Genomic DNA, 20561 nt, shown 5'->3' on the forward strand with positions numbered 1-20561 from the left:
GGTAATCCCCGCTTCCTAGAGGAGAAAATCATGCTGCAATCTCGTTCCCTGACACGTGCCGGAATCCATCTGGCTGCTGCCGCCGCATTCGGCCTTGCGGGTTTCACTGTTGCTTCCGCTGAAACCAAGTGGGACATGCCGACACCTTATGGTGACAGCAACTTTCACACACAGAACATTGCTGCCTTCGCTGAAGAAGTGAAGGAAAAGACTGACGGCTCGCTGGTTATTCAGATCCACTCTGCGGGATCGTTGTTCAAGCATCCGGAAATCAAGAACTCGGTCCGCAAGGGGCTTGCCCCGATCGGCGAAATTCTGGTGTCCCGCCTTTCCAACGAAGATGCGGTCTTCGGAGTGGATTCCGTACCTTTCCTGGCTCCGTCCTATGACCAGGCCTGGAAGCTTTACCAGGCGTCGAAGCCTGCACTGGAAGAAAAGCTCGGCGAGCAGGGGCTGCAACTGCTTTATGCCGTGCCGTGGCCACCCCAGGGTATCTATGCCAAAAAGGAAATCACCAAGGGTGACGATCTCAAGGGTCTGAAATTCCGTGCCTACAACACAGCGACCGAACGCCTGGCCCAGCTGGCTGGCGCCGTGCCGACGCAGGTTGAAGTGCCGGATATTCCGACCGCCTTTTCCACCGGTCGTGTCGAAGCCATGATCACGTCACCGTCCACCGGTGCGAATTCCAAGGCATGGGACTTCCTGAGCCACTATCATGACACCCAGGCCTGGTTGCCGAAAAACATGGTGTTCGTCAACAAGGGTGCTTTCGACGCCCTGAGCGACGACGAAAAGGCAGCTGTCCTTGAAGCCGCAGACGTTGCTGAGAAGCGTGGCTGGGAAGCTTCCAAGGTAGAAACCAAGACGCAGACCCAGGTTCTGGTCGACAACGGCATCACTGTCGTTGAGCCGAGCAGCCAGCTGATCCAGGATCTCGCAGCAATCGGCGAGACGATGGCTGCCGAATGGCAAGAGGAAGCCGGTGAAACCGGCCAAGCCGTTCTCGAAGCCTATAAAAACTAAACAGCTTAAGAAGCGCCGGACCTAACAAGTCCGGCGTTTTTTAATATCAGCTGCACATCCGGTAGGGGAAGCCGATGCGAAAGGCTTTGAATACGCTTTATCAAGCGTCAACGGCTATGGCTGCGTGTTGTCTCGTTGTCATTGCCAGTCTCGTTGTTCTTCAGGTGTTTGGGCGCATATTCGACTGGTCTCGAACGGTCTTTGGTCTTGAGCCACTCGGGCTGCAGGTTCCTTCACTTGCTGAAATTGCAGGTTTTCTGCTGGTGGGGGCATCCTTTCTTGCCCTATCCGGGACGCTGCGAAATGGTGATCACATCAGGGTCGCGATCCTGCTGCAGTCCGTGCCCAAAGCCGGAGCACGCATCCTGAATGTCTGGGCGGTCGCGGTCGCTCTTGCGCTGGCGGCATTCTTTACGTGGAACGCCGGACAGCTTGTGCTCGACAGCTTCAAATTCAACGAAACCTCCTACGGCGTCATTCCGATCCCGCTCGTCTTTCCGCAGTCGGTGATGACTTTCGGACTGCTGGTGTTCTCAATCGCTTTGCTGGACGACCTGATCATGGCGCTCACTGGCAAGGCGCCGAGTTTTGAATCGGTCGTTAAGGCCGATCCGATAGAAGGGAAAGAATAATGGATCTCTCCCTTGTCGCCCTCCTGCTCGGCATTGGAATGCTGGCGGCGCTTGCAACCGGTATCTGGGTGGCCGTTGCGCTGTTTGCCGTCGCGCTTGCTGCAATGATGGTTCTTGTGTCCGCGCCGGCCGGTCCCGTTCTGGCAACGACGGTTTGGGGCGCATCGAATTCCTGGGATCTGACGGCGCTACCCATGTTCATCTGGATGGGTGAAATCCTGTTCCGATCTCGTCTGTCGGAGGACATGTTCGCTGGTCTTTCGCCCTGGATGCGCAATCTGCCGGGCCGGCTGCTGCATGTGAACATTCTCGGGTGCGGCATCTTTGCTGCCGTGTCGGGTTCTTCAGCCGCTACCACCGCCACCATCGGTCGTATGTCTCTGCCTGAATTGAAGCAGCGCGGATATGACGAACGCATGGCGATCGGCACACTGGCAGGGTCGGGTACGCTGGGCCTGCTCATTCCGCCATCGATCATCCTGATCGTTTATGGCGCGGCAACAGAGCAGTCGATTGCCCGGTTGTTCATGGCAGGCGTTCTGCCGGGGGCAATGCTTTGCCTCCTGTTCATGGGCTATGTCGCGATCTGGGCACTGCTGAACCAGGACAAGATGCCTGCGAAGGAGGAAGTCATTCCCTTCATCGAGCGACTTCTTGCAACGCGCAGGCTGTTTCCGGTGATCGGTCTGATCGTGGGTGTGATCGGCTCGATCTATGCGGGTCTTGCTTCGCCCACAGAGGCGGCGGCCATCGGCGTCATGCTTGCATTGCTTCTGTCCTGGGTAAGCGGAACGTTGAGCCGCAAGAGCTTTGCTGAAGCGTTGATGGGCGCAACGCGGACATCCTGCATGATCGCGTTCATTCTGGCTGGCGCAGCATTCCTGACCGTTGCCATGGGGTACACCGGCATCCCGCGTGAGTTGGCTGCCTGGATCGGGTCGCTGAACCTGTCACCCTACGCGCTCCTCATTGCCCTGACGCTGTTCTTCGTGGTGCTCGGGTGTTTTCTGGATGGCATTTCGGTGGTGGTTCTGACGACCTCCGTGATCCTTCCGATGGTGGAGCAGGCAGGCCTCGATCTTATCTGGTTCGGTATTTACCTGGTGCTGGTTGTCGAAATGAGCCAGATCACGCCACCAGTCGGGTTCAATCTGTTCGTTCTGCAGGGCATGACCGGGTACAACATCTTCAAGGTTGCCCGCATGGCCTTGCCGTTCTTCCTGTTGATGATCCTGGCAATCGTCTTGATTGTGGCCTTTCCGGGCTTGGCTCTTTGGTTGCCGCAGACGATGTTGAGCAACTAGTGCATTCCTTCCCGTGAACGAACAGGGGCGGATGTACACACACTTTTGAAACGATCAGAAAAGGGCCTTCAACCGGATTCGGCTGGAGGCCCGCTGAAAAACCAAAATGTGCCGGAGATCAGATGTGACGGATAATCCCGACTCCAGAAGCGATGCCCCCATCGGGCCTGTTGTCTCTGCAGCGCATCTTGCCTCCGGTGCAATGCCTGCGCTTTCGGAGATCGAATTTGCTGTGACCATGATGGTCAATGCCTATCACCGATGGATGGTACGCTGTATGGCGGCCAGCGGGTCGCAGGGGCTTGGTCCTCTGGATGTGCTTGTGCTTCATTCGGTCAATCACCGCGGCCGAGCCAAGACACTGTCAGACATCTGTCTTGTGCTGAACATCGAAGACACTCACACGGTTACCTATGCGCTGAAGAAGCTTGAAAAGGCTGGCCTCATTTCATCTGGCCGTCGGGGCAAGGAAAAGACCGCCGAAATCACGAAATCAGGCGAAACTGCCTGTCTTGAGTACCGGCGTCTGCGCGAGGCTCTCCTGGTCAAGCCAATGAAGGCGCTGGGCCTCGACGAAAACGAACTCTCCAAACTTGCCGCCACATTGCGACTGGTGTCCGGCAATTACGATCAGGCCGCTCGCGCCGCTGCAGCCATGTGATATCGCACACAGGGGGACGTTCGCTTTCATTTGTTGAATGTTCCAAAATTTCTTGTAGTATCGAATTATGGAAGATCAGGAAGCAGTCTCTGCATTGGGCGCCTTGGCACAGGAAGACCGGCTGGCGGCGTTCCGGTTGCTGATGACGGTTGGGCCAGATGGCTTGCCGTCCGGCTCGGTTGCTGAGCGGCTGGACATACAGCCAACCAGGATGTCGTTTCATCTGACCACGTTGGAACGGGCCGGGCTGCTGACGACCCGCCGGGAGGGCAGGCATATTCTTTATGCTGTCGACTATGACCGCATGCGGAACCTTTTGGGTTTTCTGATGGAAGATTGCTGCGGCAACGATCCCGCTGTCTGCTGTTTTCCGGCAGCCGATTTTAAGAAACCTTCGGGACTTTGACAGGACGATACCTCACATGAGCATGACGATTTATCACAACCCGAAATGCGGCACGTCCCGCAACACGCTGGAAATGATCCGTAAATCCGGCGTCGAGCCGCAGGTGATCGAATATCTGAAAACGCCGCCGAGCCGGGAAGAACTCGTTGACCTGATCAAGCGCACCGGTCTTCCGGTGCGGGACATCCTTCGCCAGAAGGGAACGCCCTATGATGAATTGGGTCTCGGTGAGGACAGGTGGACGGACGATCAACTGATCGATTTCATGATGGAACATCCGATCCTGATCAACAGGCCGATCGTGGTGTCGGAAAAAGGCGTCCGCCTGTGCCGTCCGTCCGAGAAGGTGCTGGATCTGTTGCCAAAGGATATCGGGTCTTTCACCAAGGAAGACGGCGAAGTGGTTTCGTCCGGAGCGTCAGATGCCTGAGGCGAAAAGTTCGCATGCAGACTTGAAGAACGTGACGGCGGCAGACTTTGAGATAATCGACCGGGAAAAGTTGCAGGTTCCAACAGGGCCGTCGCATCCACCTCGGATATTGCTGCTCTACGGTTCCCTGCGCGAGCGGTCCTACAGCCGCTTCCTCGTACACGAAGCACAAAGGCTGCTGCAGGCTTATGGTGCGGAGACCCGGATCTACGATCCATCAGGTCTGCCGCTGCCCGATGACAGTGGTGCCGATCATCCCAAAGTCACTGAACTGAGAAATCTATGCGCCTGGTCCGAAGGGCAGGTCTGGTGCTCTCCCGAACGACATGGGGCAATGACCGGTGTACTCAAGTCGCAGATTGACTGGATCCCGCTGAGTTTTGGCGCTATCCGGCCGACACAGGGCAAGACACTGGCCTTGATGCAGGTCTCGGGAGGTTCGCAGTCTTTCAATGCGGTCAACCAGATGCGTGTCCTCGGCCGCTGGATGCGGATGGTTACCATCCCCAATCAGTCGTCGGTGCCCAAGGCCTACCAGGAATTTGACGACGATGGCCGGATGAAACCATCAGCCCTTTACGACCGGGTGGTCGATGTCATGGAAGAGCTCGTCAAGTTCACGCTGCTGGTTCGTGGCCGATCGGACTATCTTGTCGATCGTTACTCCGAACGCAAGGCAGACCGCGAGCGGCAGTCGGCCGCTCAGGATGCCGCAGCCGTTGTCAGCCTCTGAAAACCTGCAATCGCGGTTTCAGCCTGCAGTCTGCAAGGGGACCTGCTCAATCTGCGACGTCGGGTCCTCGCTTTCCCCTCCGATAGCGGGTTGCGGGCCAGCGGGCCTCACGCTCTTGGCAAGTTTGGGGGCAAGGCGAATGCGCGGTGGCACCTGGGCCGGCGTCGCTTGTTGCTGCATTCGGGGGAACCAGCGTCTACCGGCTGGGCTGAGTGGAAACACCGGATACGCGGCCTCGTGTTTTGCAACGGTATCAGGCTTGCCGAACAGGAAACCCTGGACGAGATCGCATCCGGCTGCGCTCAGCAGTATGGCCTGTTCCTCGGTTTCGACACCTTCCGCGGTAATCGTGACATCCAGCGAGCGGCCCAGGCCAACGATCGATGTCACGATCGCGTCGGTACTGGCATCCTTGCCGAGGTTCTGGATGAAGGCCTTGTCGATCTTGATCTTGTCGAAAGGAAACAGGCTCAGGTAGCTCAGCGATGAGTAGCCGGTTCCGAAATCGTCCATGGCGATAGAAACACCCATGTCGCGGATCTGCTGAAGTGTCTCGATGACTGCGTCCGTGTTCGAAATCAGCAGGCTCTCGGTGATTTCAATTTCAAGCCGCTTGGGGTCTAGACGGGAATTCTGAAGCGCCTGGGCAACGCGCTTCTGGGTTTCGCCGGCAATGAACTGAGCGGGAGAAACATTGACTGCGACCTTGCGCGAGCGGTCCTGCCATAACGCTGCTTCGCGGCAGGCGTGGTTGAGGACCCATGTTCCGATTTCCTCGATAAGGCCCGTGTCTTCTGCAATCGGGATGAAATCGTCCGGCCGGATGATACCCTTGGAAGGATGGTCCCAGCGGATCAGGGCCTCATAGCCTTTCAGTGCTCCGTCCTTCAGCGCATATTGCGGTTGATAGAGCAACTTGAACTGGTTGAACTTGAGCGCTTTGGCGAGTCCTTCTTCCACTTCCTTGCGTTTCTGTGCCTCTGCATCAAGGCTTTGTGTGTACCACGAGAAGGTGGAACGCCCGCTGTGTTTGGCCCGATACAGAGCAAGGTCCGCACAATGAAGCAAACGAGAGGAGCGCCAGGAGCCGTCGGTTGCCCTTGCTAGACCAATGGACAGCGAAATCCTGATGTCCTTGCCGTCGATCGTGCAGGGCGCTTCAGTGGCCGCAATCATGTCCGTTGCAAGTCGGGTCATGCGGGCGGGGTCGGACAAGGATGTCAGCATGACCGCAAATTCATCGCCTGAAAGGCGGGCAACCAGGTGGTTTCCGAAAACCGCCTTCAGGCGTTCCCCCACGATCTGAAGAAAAACGTCGCCGATGCCATGACCGTAGGTGTCGTTGATTTCCTTGAACTTGTCGACGTCGATCAGCATGACGCCGATATTGGAGGCCTTGGCCTGTGCAAGGCGCAGCGCCTCGGTCAGGCGCGCGTTGAAGACGGCACGGTTCGGCAAACCGGTCAACGTGTCGTGATGTGCCAGATACTGAATGTCTCTGCTGGTCTGGAGCTGGTCATAGAAGCGCAGCCAGAGGAGAATACCAGCAAACATGAAAGAGGCCAGGCAGAGACCGCCAATCGCGGCACTGATCAACCAGATCAGCGGGGTAAGGCCGTTCAGGATTTCCGACTGGGTCACCAACAGCAAAAGCCCCGGAAAGTCCGGGGAGGCTCCTTCGGGACGGTAGGCAATCAGCGCATTTGTCCCAAACGTTCCGTGCCACGACATGTCCGGAATGGCAACGAGCGGACTGTTGCCGTTCAGAGCGGCCTTTGCCTGCGAGATCGTATTGCTGGTACGAAGCTGCCCTTCGCTGTGCCAGAGAATTTGCACCGGTGAGGGGCGCTGGAGGCTGGATCCGGTTGGCGCAGGGAAGATCGCGACCGCGTCCAGCACCTTGGATGTGTCCAGAGCCTGACCGGCATTGCGTTGCAATTCGCCAACCAGGTCGTTCGACCTGCGGCTGTCGGCAGAAGCCTCTTCAGTCAGCCGCAATGCGGACAAGTCGGCTGCCGGTTCGGTTTCGATCCGGCTCGCCAATGCCTGCAGGATCGAGTTGAAAGTCTTTTCCTGCGGCAGGAAAGCTTGCTCAAGACTTCGGACGACCAGCCAGTGCGTTAGAAGACGATTGCTCGCGTAGACACCCAGCGCCAGCGTCAGCACCAGCGACATGGAAATGAAAAAAATGACAATGTTGCTTCTTCCCAGGGGGACTGCCATCCGGCGAGGAACCATCTTGCGAACACGAGTCGCGAAAGGCTAAGCGTAATTCCTTTAACCATCATGAATCACAAGGTTGCTCAAACCCAAGGGAAACCCGCGGAAAATGGTGGGGTAGGCTTGACTGTCCGCAATCTGGGAAGCTGCGTTGCAGTGGTCCATTCGAAGGTCAAAAACATTGGCGCTCGGGAACTCGGATTCCGCTCGTCCAGGGGCGCGACCAGCTGAAGCACCAATGAGGACAGGCGAGCGTTGATCTGGTCAAATCCGGCCCATGCCGATAAGAGTCTGCAACGCATCGATTCATGCGGTTCACGGCAAGCTTTCCTGCCTGCCTTTTCCCACCGGCCCAGCGGGAGCTGAAGTGTGAGTGTCTGGAGTAGCCTCGGCGCTATTGTGAGTTCGATCGGAACAGGAGGGGCGCAGATCGTCGACCGCCTGGTCCAGCTCGTGCTTGCGCGGCCGGAGGGGACCAACAGTGTCGGCTTCACCGTTGCGATGATTGCACTGTCGGCCAAGATGGCCAAGGCCGATGGTGTGGTGACAACCGATGAAATTATCGCTTTCCGCGAACTTTTCGATGTACCGCCCAACGAGGAACGCAATGTCGCCCGCCTGTTCAATCTGGCGCAGGAAGACATTGCCGGCTTCGAGGTCTATGCCAAGAAACTGGCGGATCTGTTCCCTTACGACCGCAAGACGCTGCTCGACATTCTGGATGGGCTTTTTCACATTGCGAAAGCTGACGGCGTCGTCCACGAAAGCGAAATAGGCTACCTTTCCAGAGTGGCGGAGGTCTTCGGGATCGATGACCGGGAGTTTTCCAGGATACTCGCCAGACATGTGCGCAATGATGGCAACCCCTACGAGGTGCTGGGTTTGGGGCCGGAGGCAAGTGACGGGGAACTCAAGTCCCATTACCGCCGCGAGGTCCAGGAAACCCATCCCGACCGGCTGATCGCAAGAGGTGTTCCGGAGGAGTTCGTGAGGATTGCGAATGATCGTCTTGCGGCGCTGAACGAAGCCTGGGCGAAGATCTGCGCGGAAAGAGGCATATGAGCGTTGCGACTGATACCGGTGTGAAGGCCAGGGTCCATCCGTCTCCCAACCACGGACAACGGGCGCAGGGGGCCCCTGTGGATATGGTCGTGCTCCATTACACCGGCATGCCGACCGGCGAAGAAGCCTTGCAGCGCCTGTGTGATCCTCGCTCGGAAGTCTCCGCCCACTATGTCGTCAACGAGGATGGCAGCATCCTGCAATGCGTGCCGGAATCCCGCAGGGCCTGGCATGCGGGGCGTAGCTTCTGGAAAGGCGAGACCGACATCAATTCCCGATCGATCGGCGTCGAGATCGTCAATCCGGGGCATGAGCACGGCTATCAACCGTTTCCGGAGCCACAGATCGAAGCCGTTGTCGCGCTTGTTGGCGATATCTGTGCCCGTCACGGGATCCATCCGTGGATGGTCCTGGCGCATTCGGATATTGCTCCAGCCCGAAAGGAAGACCCGGGTGAACTGTTCCCATGGGATCGCCTTTCAGAAGCCGGCATCGGTCTATATGTAAAACCGTTTCCACTCGGGGCGGGTCTGCTGATGCAGGAAGGCGATAGCGGCCAGCCTGTTGAAGCGGTGCAGTCAATGCTCGCACTCTATGGTTACGAGCTGGACATCACCGGCGACTTCGACTTGAAGACACGCCAGGTGGTTGCCGCGTTTCAACGCCATTTCCGGCCAGAAAAGGTTGACGGTGTCGTCGATCAATCGACCATCGAGACGTTGCATGCGCTGCTGCGCAAGCTGCCTTCCCTGTCGGCCTGATCGAACGGTCGGTTTGGTTTCTTTGTGCGGTTACGAGTTCGGACCAACGAAATAAACGCGCAGTCAACAAAATTAGTTCCCGCAACGCAGCATTTTTAGGCGGCTCTGCGCCACGAGTGGTCACAGAATTTCTTCTGATGGCCCATCCATTGCCGAATTGCTTGCTAATTTTGGCCACAAACTACAGAAAATGACTAAGAACAGCATTAAATTCCTGTAATTTTATGTAATAATTTGAAATAATTCGTGATGTATTAGCGCCCATTTTCGTCCAATAGCTCCGGCATTTCTCCCGCCTGATTTCAACGCAACGAAAACCAAAAGGGCTGGACTGAATGTTACGGTCATTCAAGACACTTACTGGGGCGCTGTGCCTTTTCGCCTATGCAACCACTCTTGCAGCACCGGCTGCAATGGCAAAAGGTACGGGTTCCGGGTCGGAGCCGATCCTCCATATCATCGACCCGGACAAGAAGAGCGAACCTGCCGAAGCCAAGCCGTCGGTCGGCTCTGGTTCCAAACCGATCCTGCACATCATTGAATCGAGCAAGCAGGAAACGCAGGAAAAACCTGCCAAGAAGACAAGAACTGCAAGCCTGACGCGCAAGGTGTCCCCAAAGCGGACGGCTGTTGTCAGCAACGACAAATACGCCAAGCTCATCCGCAAGGCCGCCGCCAAACATGGTGTGCCGGTCAAGATCGCCAAGGCAGTGGTCCAGGTGGAGAGCAACTTCAATCCGCGTGCACGCGGCAGCGCCGGTGAAGTCGGTCTGATGCAGATCAAGCCGGCAACCGCACGTGGCATCGGCTACCGCGGGTCGACCAAGGCGCTCTATGACCCCGAAACCAATCTGGAATGGGGCATGAAGTACCTTGCCGGCGCGCACAAGAAGGCGGGCGGCGACGTTTGTGGCACCATCTTGCGCTACAACGCCGGTCATTTCGCAAAACGGATGAACCCGGTCAGCAAGCGCTACTGTTCCAAGGTCAAGCGGATCCTGGCCTCCAGCTAAAAGCAGCAGGGCGGTCAGCCGTGGGCAAACTGAAAACCCCGCCGGGATTTCCGGCGGGGTTTTCTTTTTGTGTGCTGAAGGCTGTCAGCTTATGCGAACTTCTTGCGGGCGGCTGGAACCGAGGCGGGAACCGGCGTTTCGGCAGGCACATCAGGTGCCGAGAGGGGCTGGCCGAGTGCGGTCACCACAGGCACCACACCAGCCCATATATCGGTCCCGAGATCTTCCTTGTCGTCCACCGGTCCGCCGGTGCGGACCTTCGTGCTGACATGGTCGATATCCATGACAAGCACACCGGTTGCCTTGTGTTCCTTCGGCATCATTTCGCGGCATTCATCCCAGCGGCCAGGCAGAAGATGATCGGTGATAGCAGCCAGGGCTTCGATCTGTTCCTGTTCGCTTTCGACAAGCCTCGCCGTGCCATGCACGATCGCACATCGATAGTTCATGGAATGATGAAAAGCCGAACGCGCGACCACCAGACCATCTACTAGTGTCACGGTAAGGCTCGCCGGTACGCCTTCCGCGTTTGACTTGATAATGCGGGTGGTGCTCGCTCCATGAATATAGATGCGGTCGTCGATCCGGGCATATGCCATCGGGATCACCATCGGTCGGTCTTCGTGAATGAAGCCGCAATGGGCGACAAGGCCCGCATCCAGGATGTCGTAGGCAACGGTGCTGTCGTATCCGCCGCGGTTCATCTGGCGGATCTTGGCATAACGGGGCAGATCCGCTGCCTGGCGTTTCTCCAGAGTGGACATGGTCTCGTCTCCAATTGACTGTTTGTCTTGTGTTGTGCTGTTTGTCCGATAAATTGGCTCCAAAGAAGATCCGGTTTTTGGAAAATGACAGAACCAGTTTTTCCTGAAGGCATCCTGTCTCTTGAGCGGTCGGCAGACGTGCCACTGGCGGAACAGATCTATCGCGGCTTTCGTGACGCCGTGCGCACAGGCTTGCTGCGCTCGGGAACAAAGTTGCCATCCACGCGGCGGTTGGCAGCGTCGCTCAACGTTGGACGCAACACCGTCAACACGGCTTATGATCTACTGCAAGCCGAAGGCGTGATCACCGTGCGCACCGGCGCTGCTCCCCGCATTACCGAAGGGCTGGTGCTGGAAGGTGTGCAGGCGCAGCGCAAGGTGGAAGCATTCGGGCTGAAGCTGTCGCAACGAGGCAGGACACTGAGTGCCAACTTGCGCGGCGAGGGGTGGGCCTATCGCCAGGGAGGCTTGCAACCGGGTGCGCCGGCACTTGATCTGTTTCCCTACGAGGAATGGGCAAGATCACTGCGCAGGGCCGCCCGGCTCGAGCGCAGCGCGGATCTCCACTATCAGAATTTTGCCGGTCTTGAGGCGCTCAAGCGGCAGATCGCCCGGCACCTTGCGGCTGAACGCGGGGTTCGGGCTGACCCTCATCGAATTCTTGTCACCAGCTCAACACAGGCCAGTCTGACGATGCTCAGCCAGGTGCTCACTGATCCGGGCGACGACGTCTGGCTGGAGGAACCCGGCTACCTCGGCGCGCGGACGGCCTTTTCCGGGGCAGGTCTGACGATCCGGCCGCTGCCGACCGACGGCGAGGGTGCGGACGCGTCGAAGATGGCTCATCTGGATCAGCCGCCGAAGCTGATCTATGTCACACCGTCCCATCACTATCCCCTGGGGGCACGCATGCCTTTGGCGAGGCGGCTGATGCTTCTTGATGTTGCCCGCACCTGCGGCGCTGTGATCCTGGAAGACGACTATGACAGCGAGTTCCTGTTCGAGGGGCGGCCTGTGGCTGCGCTGCACGGATTGGCGGATGAGGGACAGGTTGTCTACATGGGCACGTTCGCGAAGAGCCTGCTCCCCGGGCTCCGGATTGCCTATTGCGTCGTGCCAGAGGTTCTTGTGGCCCCACTCACCCAGACCATGCGCAACATCGGCTGTTCTGCCAATGTTCAGGCTCAGGCTGCACTCGCCCACTTCATGGATAGCGGAGCCTATCAGAAGCACCTGAAACAGATCCGCCCGGTCTATCTGGAGCGGGGGACGATGCTCGCCGGCGCGTTACGGCAGAGGCTGGGCAATCGTGTTGAAGTTGCGCCTCTTACAGGCAATGTGCAGTTGACGGTCATGTTCCGGGAGCCCGTCAACGATATTGCACTTGCAGTTGCCATGCAGGACCGTGGCTTTGCCGTTTCACCACTCAGCAATTGTTATCTGACCGAAGGAGGGCGGCCGGGGCTTATTGTCGGCTTTGCCGGTGCGAATGCACGGCAGATCGAGGAGGGCGTGGACACCCTTGCCGGTTTGCTTGGTACTGGACACGCGTGTTGTCCAGTCTTCCTTCAAAGCCGCATGGTCGGGACGTCCCCGTGAACGATCAGTGAGGCTTCTGTTGCGGAGATGACATCATCGACACTCAGGCCGGGGCCCGTTTCTCGAAGGACGAGGCCGTCGTCCGTCGGTTCGATCACGGCCATTTCGGTCACGATCAGGCTGACACGACGGCGAGCTGTCAGGGGAAGTGTGCATTCCTTCAGGATCTTGGGGTGGCCCTTGGCCGTGTGAACCATTGCGACGATCACCTGTTTGGCGCCGGCTACAAGATCCATTGCACCGCCCATGCCTGGAACCATCTTGCCCGGGATCATCCAGTTCGCGAGATAGCCACGTTCATCCACCTGCAGGCCACCGAGAACGGTCATATCCAGATGTCCGCCGCGGATCAGGCCGAAGCTCATGGCGCTGTCGATGGAGGCAGCTCCCGGAACGGCGGTCACAAAACCGCCACCGGCATCGGTGAGGTCGGGGTCTTCCATCCCTTCCGGCGGGCGGGCGCCAAGGCCGATTACACCGTTTTCGGCCTGAAAGAAGACATGTACTTCCTTCGGCAGGTAGTTGGCCACCAGTGACGGCAGGCCGATGCCGAGATTGACCAGCGTACCGGCCTTGATTTCCTGTGCAACGCGGCGGGCGATGATTTCCTTGTCGTCCATCAGGCTGCCCTTTCCAGAAGATGATCGACGAGAATGCCGGGCGTTTTCACGCTATCTGGCGAAATCACACCCACGGGTACGATCGTGTGCGGTTCCGCGATTACGGTCTTGCCTGCCAGTGCCATGATCGGGTTGAAATTGTGGGCGGTGAGGGAATACTCCAGATTGCCGACGTAGTCCGCCCGGTAGGCGGCCAGAAGGGCGAAATCGCCATGGATGGGCGTTTCCAGAAGATATTCCTTGCCGTCGACGGTAATCTTCTGCTTGCCTTCCTCAACGAGCGTGCCAATGCCGGTCGGGGTCAGTATGCCACCCAGACCGACGCCGGCCGCCCGGATGCGTTCGACCAGGGTCCCCTGGGGAACCAGTTCGACATCAATCTCGCCGGATATCATCTTCTGCTGGGTTTCCGGGTTGAGGCCGATGTGAGAAGCGATCACCCTTGAAACCGAACCCGCGCTGACAAGCTTGCCGATGCCGCGACCCGGCATGGCCGTGTCATTGGCCACAATCGTCAGGTTTCTGGTGCCTTTCGCCACTATGGCGTCAATCAACCGGTGGGGTGAGCCCACCCCCATGAAACCTCCCACCAGCAGGGTGGCTCCGTCTGGAATGAGGTCCGCAGCTTCCTGCGTCTTGATCGCGTGTTTCACGAAAACTTCCCCCGGAATGAAATCCTAAGGGGACGTTAGCCGCTGGCGTCGCACAAGAGAAATGAAGTTTGTGCGACGCAGTATTTTTACCGAGGCCGTGAAACCCGTTACAGGGCTCGATCAAGGCTGGTTACGCTGCCCGTACCTTGGCCAGGAAGTCCTGCATGGCGTGGCGCAGTGTATTGGACTGTTCATGCAATTCGCCGACAGCCGCATTCATGTCCGAGCTCAGGTTTGCCGTTTCGCTGGCAGCGCCGCTGACCTCGGAAATGGATCTCGAAACACTTTCGGTACCCTGTGCGGCTTCGGAGACGCTGCTGGCGATTTCGGTCGTTGCCAGGTTCTGTTCTTCCGCTGCACCGGACATGGCGTGCGTGTTTTCCGAAATCTTCTGGACGAGACCGGCAACAGACTCGGTTGCTTCTGTCGACGCATCCGCGGCCTGGCGCATTTCGGTGATCTGCCGGTCGATTTCCTCCGTCGCCTTGGATGTCTGTTCCGCGAGTGCCTTGACCTCGGATGCAACAACGGCAAAGCCCTTTCCGGCCTCGCCGGCACGGGCAGCTTCAATGGTCGCGTTGAGGGCGAGCAGGTTGGTCTGTTCGGCAATATCGGTGATCAGCTTCGTAACGTCGCCGATGCGCGAAACCACCTGCTGTACCGTTGCCACGGCTTCGTTGGACCGCCCAACTTCGTTTTCCGCTTCCTGAGCGATTTGCGAAGAGGAACGCACCTGGTCCGTGATCGCACGGATGGAGGCGGAAAGTTCCTCTGTCGCGCTGGCCACGGTATTCACGTTGGCGGTGGCTTGCTCGGCGGCTGCAGAAACGGCCAGCGCCTGGTCCGTGGTGTTGTTGGCAATTGTCGACAGCGACCCGGCGGAACTGGTCAGTGCATCGAGCCTGGAAATCATGCTGTCGCAGATGTTGAGGACCGTTGCTTCGAAATCGCTGGCGAACTTCTCCATTTCCTCGTGCTTGACCCGTTCGGCGTTAATCCGTTCGGCTTCGGTCTGTTCCTCGAGTTCGCGCGTGCGGATCAGGTTTTCACGGAAGACGCCCAATGCGCGGCCGAGAAGGCCGATTTCGTCCCCCCGATCGCTGACATCAACCGTGAGCGACGTGTCACCTGCAGACAGTTTGTCGGTAACAGCCGACAATCTGGAAAGCGGGGCAGAAATGGTAAAGTGATTGATGAAGCCAAGGATCATCGCCAGCACTGTCAGGATCAGTGTGCTGGAAAGAGAAACGATCTCGACCGTGTTCAGAGCCTGGTTTTGCGCGACAACCGATTTCTGCCGTTCCGCATCAACTGCGTCGGCAAGCTGTCGGCTTTGCTGCTGTACAGCTGTCAAAAGACCCGAGCTTTCCGGTGTCAGGTCAATTGCACGCGCCATGTCGACCGTTTCCGGTGTGCGCATCAGATCGATCTGGCGCGCGGCAATCTGGCTGTACCAGGTTTCCCAGCTTGATTTCAGTTCGGAGAGATGAGTTTGGAAATCAGGCAGGTTCGCGTCGACAAGTGAGCCGACTTCCGAAAATCCTGTCTGAATTTCATCGTTCAGATCCTGGGACCGGGTGAGAAGATCACGGTTGCCGGTAAGCAGGAAGGATTTCACCGACAAAGCCTGCGCTGCGATCTTTTCCGTGAGTTCGGCCGTTTCCGCGTTGAGATCCGACAGGTTGTTTGCGGCCTTGACTTCATTCAGAGCCGAATGCGTCTGATAGGCACTCATGCCACCGGCTACTGCACCGACCAATGCGAGCGTCAGGAACCCTGCGGCGATCTTTTTGCTGACGGAGAGATTTTTGAACATGGTATTTCCCGCTTAAGATCCCGTACCTTGACGACGCATCAGTTCGGTCAGGTTGAATTCGACTGTGGCGGCCCCGATGGCTTTCTTGGTTTCGGGGTCGGTGATCGTCATGTTGAGCTGGGCGCGCCAGATCTTGCTGCCGTCATCCCATTCCGGTTCGTCGATGAAAACGGTTTCAGGGCCGTTCGGGAAGGTTTTCTGGAACTTGGCCTCGTCTCCTTGCCAGTAATCGCTTGTGATCGCACTTTGCCCGACGTTCAGACCGTTCGCGTCCATAACGAAGATTTCTGGATAGAGGCCGAGGGAGCCTGCCTGAACTCGCAGGAGGTAGATCGACAAGGGGGCGGACAAGGTCGCGGAAATCAGGGGTTTGTCCGCTGCCTCGCGTTCCTGTCGCCATTGGGTGTCCAGTGCGTCGATGTCTGCCTGTGAAAGTGACCCGCGCAAATTGTTTTGTGCGTTGATCGACAAGGCCACGATCGGGTTGGAAAGCCATTCGGCAACGGCTTCCACAATCTCAGGTTGGATCAACGCTTTCGCATCGGGCGGTGTTTCTGCAGCCTGGGCTGCAGTTGCCAGCATGATCGCAGGCAGGAAGACGCACAGTTGACGCATTTTTAGCTCCATGTTTGTTCCCATTACCTTCCGTCACATGGGTTTCTCATTGCTTAATATTTGGGCAATGACGGGAAAAAGTTTTTATCTTTCGAGGGTCTGGTAAAAATTTATATTGGTATTTTTTACAATGATTAGAAATGCTTTCCTCTTGTGTCGTTCCGGGGTGCCGCAGGCTTTTGGCTGCCTGGCCCGATGGCACCTTGACAGTTTTGCCAGCCTCTAGCCCTGCAAGAGCTAGCTTGTGTGAGGATTGTGAAGCGTGCGAACGGGTGAGGAGGGGTGCAAAGTCGCAGCCGCCGGTGGACGGCAGGTTGGCGGAATGACACAGGACCGGGACGCTATCCCGGGAATTCGCGCAGCACGGTATCGACTGTCGCTTGACCTCGTCCGCAAAGCCTCCTAAGTCCCATGCGCCAGTCGGTCGGACAGCCGCTGCCGCAAGTGCCGAAAGGCCGCGGGGGAGGAAAGTCCGGGCTCCATGGAAACACGGTGCCGGGTAACGCCCGGCGAGGGCGACCTTAGGGAAAGTGCCACAGAAAGCAAACCGCCCCGGACAGATCGAGAGATTTACCCGGGGTAAGGGTGAAAGGGTGGGGTAAGAGCCCACCGCGCAACTGGCAACAGCGGCGGCATGGTAAACCCCACCGGGAGCAAAACCGAATAGGGACAGCGCGAACCGGAGCGATCCGGTTCAGGCCGGTTTCCAGGCCAGTTGTCCGGGTTGGTTGCGATAGGCGTCTGGCAACAGACGTCACAGATGAATGGCTGTCACGTCCGCGTCAGGTCTCGTATCTGGCCGGGCCATACAGAACCCGGCTTACAGGCCGGCTGGCTCTTAACCTTCCCTGTTCAGCCCGCTGCATATTGCGGCGTGCTGCCAAGAAATGTTCCGTAAGCTTCTGCGTTCGGGTAGGAGAACTGCTCCGCCAACGGGTTCGCGCGTTTTCGCTTGGCAGCCCCCATATCCGCCAGCAGTTCGTCGAAGTGCCGGAAGTGAAAAGGGGCAGAGCAAAGGCCGCCATAGACCTGGGCAGCCGGCCGTTCCCGCCGCCGCCAGTGGAGCATCTGGTCGATGTTGCTGCGCATTTCCCTATCCGTCGGTTGATGGGCCAGTTGCCCGTCGGCATAGCGAACCAGCCAGTTGGCAATCATTTCCGCCGACAGCACGGTGCAAAAACTGGAGTTGAAGCCGACAAAGCCCATGTCGGGCAGGTCCGGGTTCACAGACAGACGGTAGACCCTGTATTGCCCGTCGGCCTCTATCAGTTTGTCCCGGTATTCCTTCGCCAGGTAGGGAATGCCGAGTTTCCAGCCGACGGCCAGCACAGCCAGATCACAGGGCAGTGCTTCTCCCGTGGATAGGATGACATTGCCATTCTCATAGCGCTCGAAGGTTCCCCGAACCGGGCGGATGCTGCCCGCTTCAAAACCTTCGAAAAGCCCCGGTGTCACGATCGGCAGCGAACAGGAGGCGTCTTTTTCGATCGGGATATCCGGAACCATGTCCCATTTCTTCAACTTGAGCTGAAACTTGAGCAGGGTTTCCAGCCCTCTGAAATTTGCCCAGATCAACGGCTTGAAGACAGCAGAGACCGCTTTTGCAAGGCCGGTCCGGCCCCAGCCGTTGAACTGCTGTTCCTGGGCGCGCATGTAGAGCAGGCGTTTGAAATTGATGCCACCGACAAAATAGGGCACGCGCCAGACCGGTTCCCGGTAAACCAGCGTCACCGATTTCGTACCGTTTCTGGCGGCATTGACCACCAGGTCGGTCGCGGATTTGGAGCCGCCGAGAACGATCACATGTTTGCCCTGCGCCATGCTGCTGTCGGTATAGTCCGAGCTGTGCAGCACCTGGCCACCGGCGGCCTCGAAGGCTTCTTGCCCAGGGTGGGAAATGACGTTCTTGTCCGAAAACTGACCGGTGCAGATGGCGACGAAGTCGAAATCTTCGAACCAGGTTCTTCCGGCCGCCTCAAGTGTCAGTGTCCAGCCCGGATTGCCATCCTTGCGGCGATCCATGGACAGGACATTGGTGTTCAGCCGGAACAGGCGGCCGAGTTGGTGTTTTGTCGCATAGGCATGCAAATAGGCATGTACCTGAGGCCCTTTTGGCCATTCAGGATAGTCGTCCGGCATGGGCAGGTCGGTGAAGCGGTAAAGGTCCTTGGGCGACTGGGTCTGCACGTCCGGGTAGGACCGCGAAAGTTCCCAGACACCACCGAAATCGTGGCTTCGCTCGAAGCCCATCACCCTGTGTCCGCGTTCGTCGAAGGCTTTTGCAGCCGCAAGCCCGCTCACGCCGCCGCCGATTACGGCGACAGTCTTGCGTTTCGTCATTCTCGATGTCCTTTCGCCTCAGGGGTGGCCGGCAGTGTGGTATCTGCCGGCAATCCACCCCGTCACGTCAAAAGCTGGATCTGGCCGTGTCGGCTCAGGCCTGATCGGGAGGCGGCAGAAAGTCGACCTCGTGCAAGGCGGAAAGCCGGACCAGTTCAGCCGGATCTGTCACGCCGTCGAGCGCGCCGAAGAGTTCGAAGAGTTTACGGGACGGCGCAACGCCGAAGACACAGGTGGCCGTCTTGCCGGACCTGTTGAAGATGCCGTGGGCTTCCCCCATCGGCATGCGGATCGTGTCGCCCGCCTTTGCCTTGTGGGTCTGACCACCCATTTCGACTTCCAGCTCTCCTTCCAGCATCACGATCCATTCGTCCTGGGTCGGATGTATGTGAGGCGGGACAAAGGTCTCTGCCGGAATGAGCGCATGCCAGATGAAGGCATTGCCGCTCAGGAGTTTCGGCGTATAGGTGTGCCCGACCACATTCCAGCTGATATTGTCCAGTCCCGCGTTAGCTGCGGTAATGCCTGCGCCATCTTGCATGATTGTTCCCCTCATCGCTCATTTGGTGCGCTTAGGTCTTTCGACAGGAGAAAGGCTAAGCGCGGCTCGATGGATTTCTTTATCCAGAAAGCGAAATTACTTGGCCGGATGCAGTAAAATGACGCATGGCACACAAGGTGGCGCTTGAACGGGCCTCGCAGCAGCGGCATGCTTCCACAATGTTGTCTCAGGCAAAAAGCAAAACACCGCTCGATCGCTTCAAATGCTTCGAAACCACGGATGTGGACGAAGCCAGGGAAATCGTTGCCCGTCACTTCTGCAATCATCGCCTGGGCCGTTTTTCGGCATCCGACAGGTTTGATGCCTGCCAGAACCGGGTGCGTGGGCAGCATCTTTCTCTCAACTACCTGCGGTATGGCGCTGATGTGGCGATCGAGCCGGGAGAACTTGCCGAGTTCTACCTTATCCAGCTGCCGATTGCCGGCACGGCTGAGGTCCGCAATGGTTGCCGTTCCATGGTGTCCACGCCGAGGGTTGCCTCCATTCTCAATCCGGACCGGCACACAGCCATGCGCTGGCATGCCGGCTGCCAGCAGATCCTTCTTCAGATCGAGACCGGTTTCCTGCAGGAAGTTGCAAGCAGAATGGCCGGTGTGAGTGTCGGTCAGGTTCGCTTTGAACCCGAATTCAATCTTCTGTCTCGCGCTGGCGCTGCCTGGCGCCGTCGCTTGCGCGGTGTTCTTGGCGCAGTCGAAGAGCGTCGGGTTTTTCAGGGGGAAGGGAGCCCGGAACAACGCCACCTGGAAGAAGCCCTTGTCGGAGCGCTGCTGGAATTTCAGCCGAACACCGCGTCGCCGCTGCTGGAAAGGCGGGAGACCGGCAGGTCACCGGCCATCCTGAAGCGTGCGGTCAGCCTGATCGGCGAGCGTTTTGCCGACGACATCAGTCTTCTGGATATCAGTACCCACGCAGGAACCTCGCCCCGGAACCTTCAATTGCAGTTCCGGCAGGAATACGGCTGTACGCCGCTTCAGTACCTACAGGACGTCCGGCTGAGTTACGCACGGCACCTGTTGTTGTCGGAGGGGCGCAGCCTGCCCGTGGCAGAGGTGGCCTACCGGTCCGGCCACCGGCACCTGGGCCGGTTCTCGGTTGCCTACCGAGAGCGGTTCGGCGAGACACCAGGGGCCACGGGGCGGGCGCTCAGGTTCGGTTGAGACACTCGCCACAAAGGCGGTTTTCTTTCTCCACAAGTCTTTCCAGATAGGCAGAAATTGCCGGTTTTCCGGGCTTCGGTGCGGAAAACCTCCGTATTCCTGCGAATCCGATTCTCCAATTGTGTCAAGGCTTCATTAAGCATGTTTGGCTTAAGGTCATTCGACGGGGTCGTGTGCGATCAAATCG

20 protein-coding genes and 1 other RNA gene are annotated in these 20561 nt (G+C 58.1%); 13 read left to right on the forward strand and 8 right to left on the reverse strand.

Features of this window, described 5'->3' with window-relative positions; translation table 11 throughout:
• Nucleotides 1-30: 30 nt before the first annotated feature.
• The 7 genes from FIV03_RS14665 to arsH all read left to right on the forward strand — a co-directional run bounded on the left by FIV03_RS14665 (nucleotide 31) and on the right by arsH (nucleotide 5192).
• Complete coding sequence (locus FIV03_RS14665) at nucleotides 31-1026, forward strand: TRAP transporter substrate-binding protein (RefSeq protein WP_173013853.1); 996 nt, start codon at nucleotides 31-33, stop codon at nucleotides 1024-1026.
• A 74-nt stretch (nucleotides 1027-1100) separates the two neighbouring features.
• Complete coding sequence (locus tag FIV03_RS14670) at nucleotides 1101-1658, forward strand: TRAP transporter small permease (RefSeq protein ID WP_152510074.1); 558 nt, start codon at nucleotides 1101-1103, stop codon at nucleotides 1656-1658.
• Nucleotides 1658-2962 carry a TRAP transporter large permease subunit gene (locus FIV03_RS14675; RefSeq protein ID WP_152510075.1) on the forward strand — a complete coding sequence of 435 codons (1305 nt, stop codon included), beginning with the start codon at nucleotides 1658-1660 and terminating at the stop codon, nucleotides 2960-2962. Before FIV03_RS14670 ends, FIV03_RS14675 begins: the two co-directional genes overlap by 1 nt.
• A gap of 106 nt (nucleotides 2963-3068) precedes the next feature.
• Nucleotides 3069-3623, forward strand: coding sequence for a winged helix DNA-binding protein (locus FIV03_RS14680; RefSeq protein ID WP_152505993.1), 555 nt, complete (start codon nucleotides 3069-3071; stop codon nucleotides 3621-3623).
• Between the two features lie 67 nt (nucleotides 3624-3690).
• Nucleotides 3691-4029, forward strand: a complete 339-nt coding sequence (locus tag FIV03_RS14685; protein ID WP_023000467.1) for a metalloregulator ArsR/SmtB family transcription factor — start codon at nucleotides 3691-3693, stop codon at nucleotides 4027-4029.
• Between the two features lie 16 nt (nucleotides 4030-4045).
• The gene (arsC, locus tag FIV03_RS14690) at nucleotides 4046-4459 is read left to right on the forward strand and encodes an arsenate reductase (glutaredoxin) (RefSeq protein ID WP_152510076.1); all 414 of its coding nucleotides are present in this window, start codon (nucleotides 4046-4048) and stop codon (nucleotides 4457-4459) included.
• Nucleotides 4452-5192, forward strand: a complete 741-nt coding sequence (gene arsH, locus FIV03_RS14695) for an arsenical resistance protein ArsH (protein ID WP_152510077.1) — start codon at nucleotides 4452-4454, stop codon at nucleotides 5190-5192. Before arsC ends, arsH begins: the two co-directional genes overlap by 8 nt.
• Before the next feature lie 18 nt (nucleotides 5193-5210).
• Here arsH and FIV03_RS14700 read toward each other — a convergent pair whose 3' ends face one another.
• A complete protein-coding gene (locus FIV03_RS14700) occupies nucleotides 5211-7415 on the reverse strand; it encodes a bifunctional diguanylate cyclase/phosphodiesterase (protein WP_209009665.1) in 2205 nt (734 codons plus the stop codon).
• Nucleotides 7416-7781: 366 nt separating this feature from the next.
• Here FIV03_RS14700 and FIV03_RS14705 point away from each other — a divergent pair, with 366 nt between their 5' ends.
• From FIV03_RS14705 to FIV03_RS14715, 3 genes are all read left to right on the forward strand, one after another.
• Nucleotides 7782-8474 (forward strand): DnaJ family molecular chaperone, encoded by a 693-nt coding sequence (locus FIV03_RS14705; protein ID WP_023000471.1) that lies wholly within the window; start codon nucleotides 7782-7784, stop codon nucleotides 8472-8474.
• Nucleotides 8471-9235: an N-acetylmuramoyl-L-alanine amidase gene (locus FIV03_RS14710; RefSeq protein WP_023000472.1), complete on the forward strand. Its 765-nt coding sequence runs from the start codon at nucleotides 8471-8473 to the stop codon at nucleotides 9233-9235. The genes FIV03_RS14705 and FIV03_RS14710 overlap by 4 nt, the downstream gene beginning before the upstream one ends.
• 413 nt (nucleotides 9236-9648) lie before the next feature.
• Nucleotides 9649-10248 (forward strand): lytic transglycosylase domain-containing protein, encoded by a 600-nt coding sequence (locus tag FIV03_RS14715; protein ID WP_152511938.1) that lies wholly within the window; start codon nucleotides 9649-9651, stop codon nucleotides 10246-10248.
• Between the two features lie 89 nt (nucleotides 10249-10337).
• Here the strand turns inward: FIV03_RS14715 and FIV03_RS14720 are convergent, their stop codons facing one another.
• Nucleotides 10338-11012 carry a pyridoxamine 5'-phosphate oxidase family protein gene (locus FIV03_RS14720; RefSeq protein ID WP_152510078.1) on the reverse strand — a complete coding sequence of 225 codons (675 nt, stop codon included), beginning with the start codon at nucleotides 11010-11012 and terminating at the stop codon, nucleotides 10338-10340.
• A gap of 84 nt (nucleotides 11013-11096) precedes the next feature.
• On the opposite strand from FIV03_RS14720, the gene FIV03_RS14725 reads away from it, so the two are divergent.
• The gene (locus tag FIV03_RS14725) at nucleotides 11097-12611 is read left to right on the forward strand and encodes a PLP-dependent aminotransferase family protein (protein WP_152510079.1); all 1515 of its coding nucleotides are present in this window, start codon (nucleotides 11097-11099) and stop codon (nucleotides 12609-12611) included.
• On the opposite strand, the gene FIV03_RS14730 is transcribed toward FIV03_RS14725, so the two are convergent.
• The 4 genes from FIV03_RS14730 to FIV03_RS14745 all read right to left on the reverse strand — a co-directional run bounded on the left by FIV03_RS14730 (nucleotide 12581) and on the right by FIV03_RS14745 (nucleotide 16315).
• Nucleotides 12581-13231: a 3-oxoacid CoA-transferase subunit B gene (locus FIV03_RS14730; RefSeq protein ID WP_023000476.1), complete on the reverse strand. Its 651-nt coding sequence runs from the start codon at nucleotides 13229-13231 to the stop codon at nucleotides 12581-12583. The genes FIV03_RS14725 and FIV03_RS14730 overlap by 31 nt on opposite strands.
• Nucleotides 13231-13884: a 3-oxoacid CoA-transferase subunit A gene (locus tag FIV03_RS14735; RefSeq protein WP_152510080.1), complete on the reverse strand. Its 654-nt coding sequence runs from the start codon at nucleotides 13882-13884 to the stop codon at nucleotides 13231-13233. Before FIV03_RS14735 ends, FIV03_RS14730 begins: the two co-directional genes overlap by 1 nt.
• A 130-nt stretch (nucleotides 13885-14014) precedes the next feature.
• Nucleotides 14015-15700 (reverse strand): methyl-accepting chemotaxis protein, encoded by a 1686-nt coding sequence (locus FIV03_RS14740; protein WP_152510081.1) that lies wholly within the window; start codon nucleotides 15698-15700, stop codon nucleotides 14015-14017.
• Between the two features lie 12 nt (nucleotides 15701-15712).
• On the reverse strand, nucleotides 15713-16315 hold the full coding sequence (locus FIV03_RS14745; RefSeq protein WP_208993488.1) for a hypothetical protein: 603 nt from the start codon (nucleotides 16313-16315) through the stop codon (nucleotides 15713-15715).
• A gap of 416 nt (nucleotides 16316-16731) precedes the next feature.
• Here FIV03_RS14745 and rnpB point away from each other — a divergent pair.
• An RNA gene (gene rnpB, locus FIV03_RS14750) (RNase P RNA component class A) lies at nucleotides 16732-17154 on the forward strand.
• A 13-nt stretch (nucleotides 17155-17167) separates the two neighbouring features.
• Here the strand turns inward: rnpB and FIV03_RS14755 are convergent.
• The gene (locus FIV03_RS14755; RefSeq protein WP_152510082.1) at nucleotides 17168-18655 is read right to left on the reverse strand and encodes an NAD(P)/FAD-dependent oxidoreductase; all 1488 of its coding nucleotides are present in this window, start codon (nucleotides 18653-18655) and stop codon (nucleotides 17168-17170) included.
• 94 nt (nucleotides 18656-18749) lie between these two features.
• Nucleotides 18750-19196: a cupin domain-containing protein gene (locus FIV03_RS14760; protein WP_031269111.1), complete on the reverse strand. Its 447-nt coding sequence runs from the start codon at nucleotides 19194-19196 to the stop codon at nucleotides 18750-18752.
• Between the two features lie 125 nt (nucleotides 19197-19321).
• Here FIV03_RS14760 and FIV03_RS14765 point away from each other — a divergent pair, with 125 nt between their 5' ends.
• Nucleotides 19322-20374 carry an AraC family transcriptional regulator gene (locus tag FIV03_RS14765; RefSeq protein WP_209009666.1) on the forward strand — a complete coding sequence of 351 codons (1053 nt, stop codon included), beginning with the start codon at nucleotides 19322-19324 and terminating at the stop codon, nucleotides 20372-20374.
• The last annotated feature ends 187 nt before the right edge of the window (nucleotides 20375-20561 follow it).

Origin of the sequence: Labrenzia sp. THAF187b (genome assembly GCF_009363375.1) — a bacterium.
Classification (GTDB): Bacteria; Pseudomonadota; Alphaproteobacteria; order Rhizobiales; family Stappiaceae; genus Roseibium; species Roseibium algicola.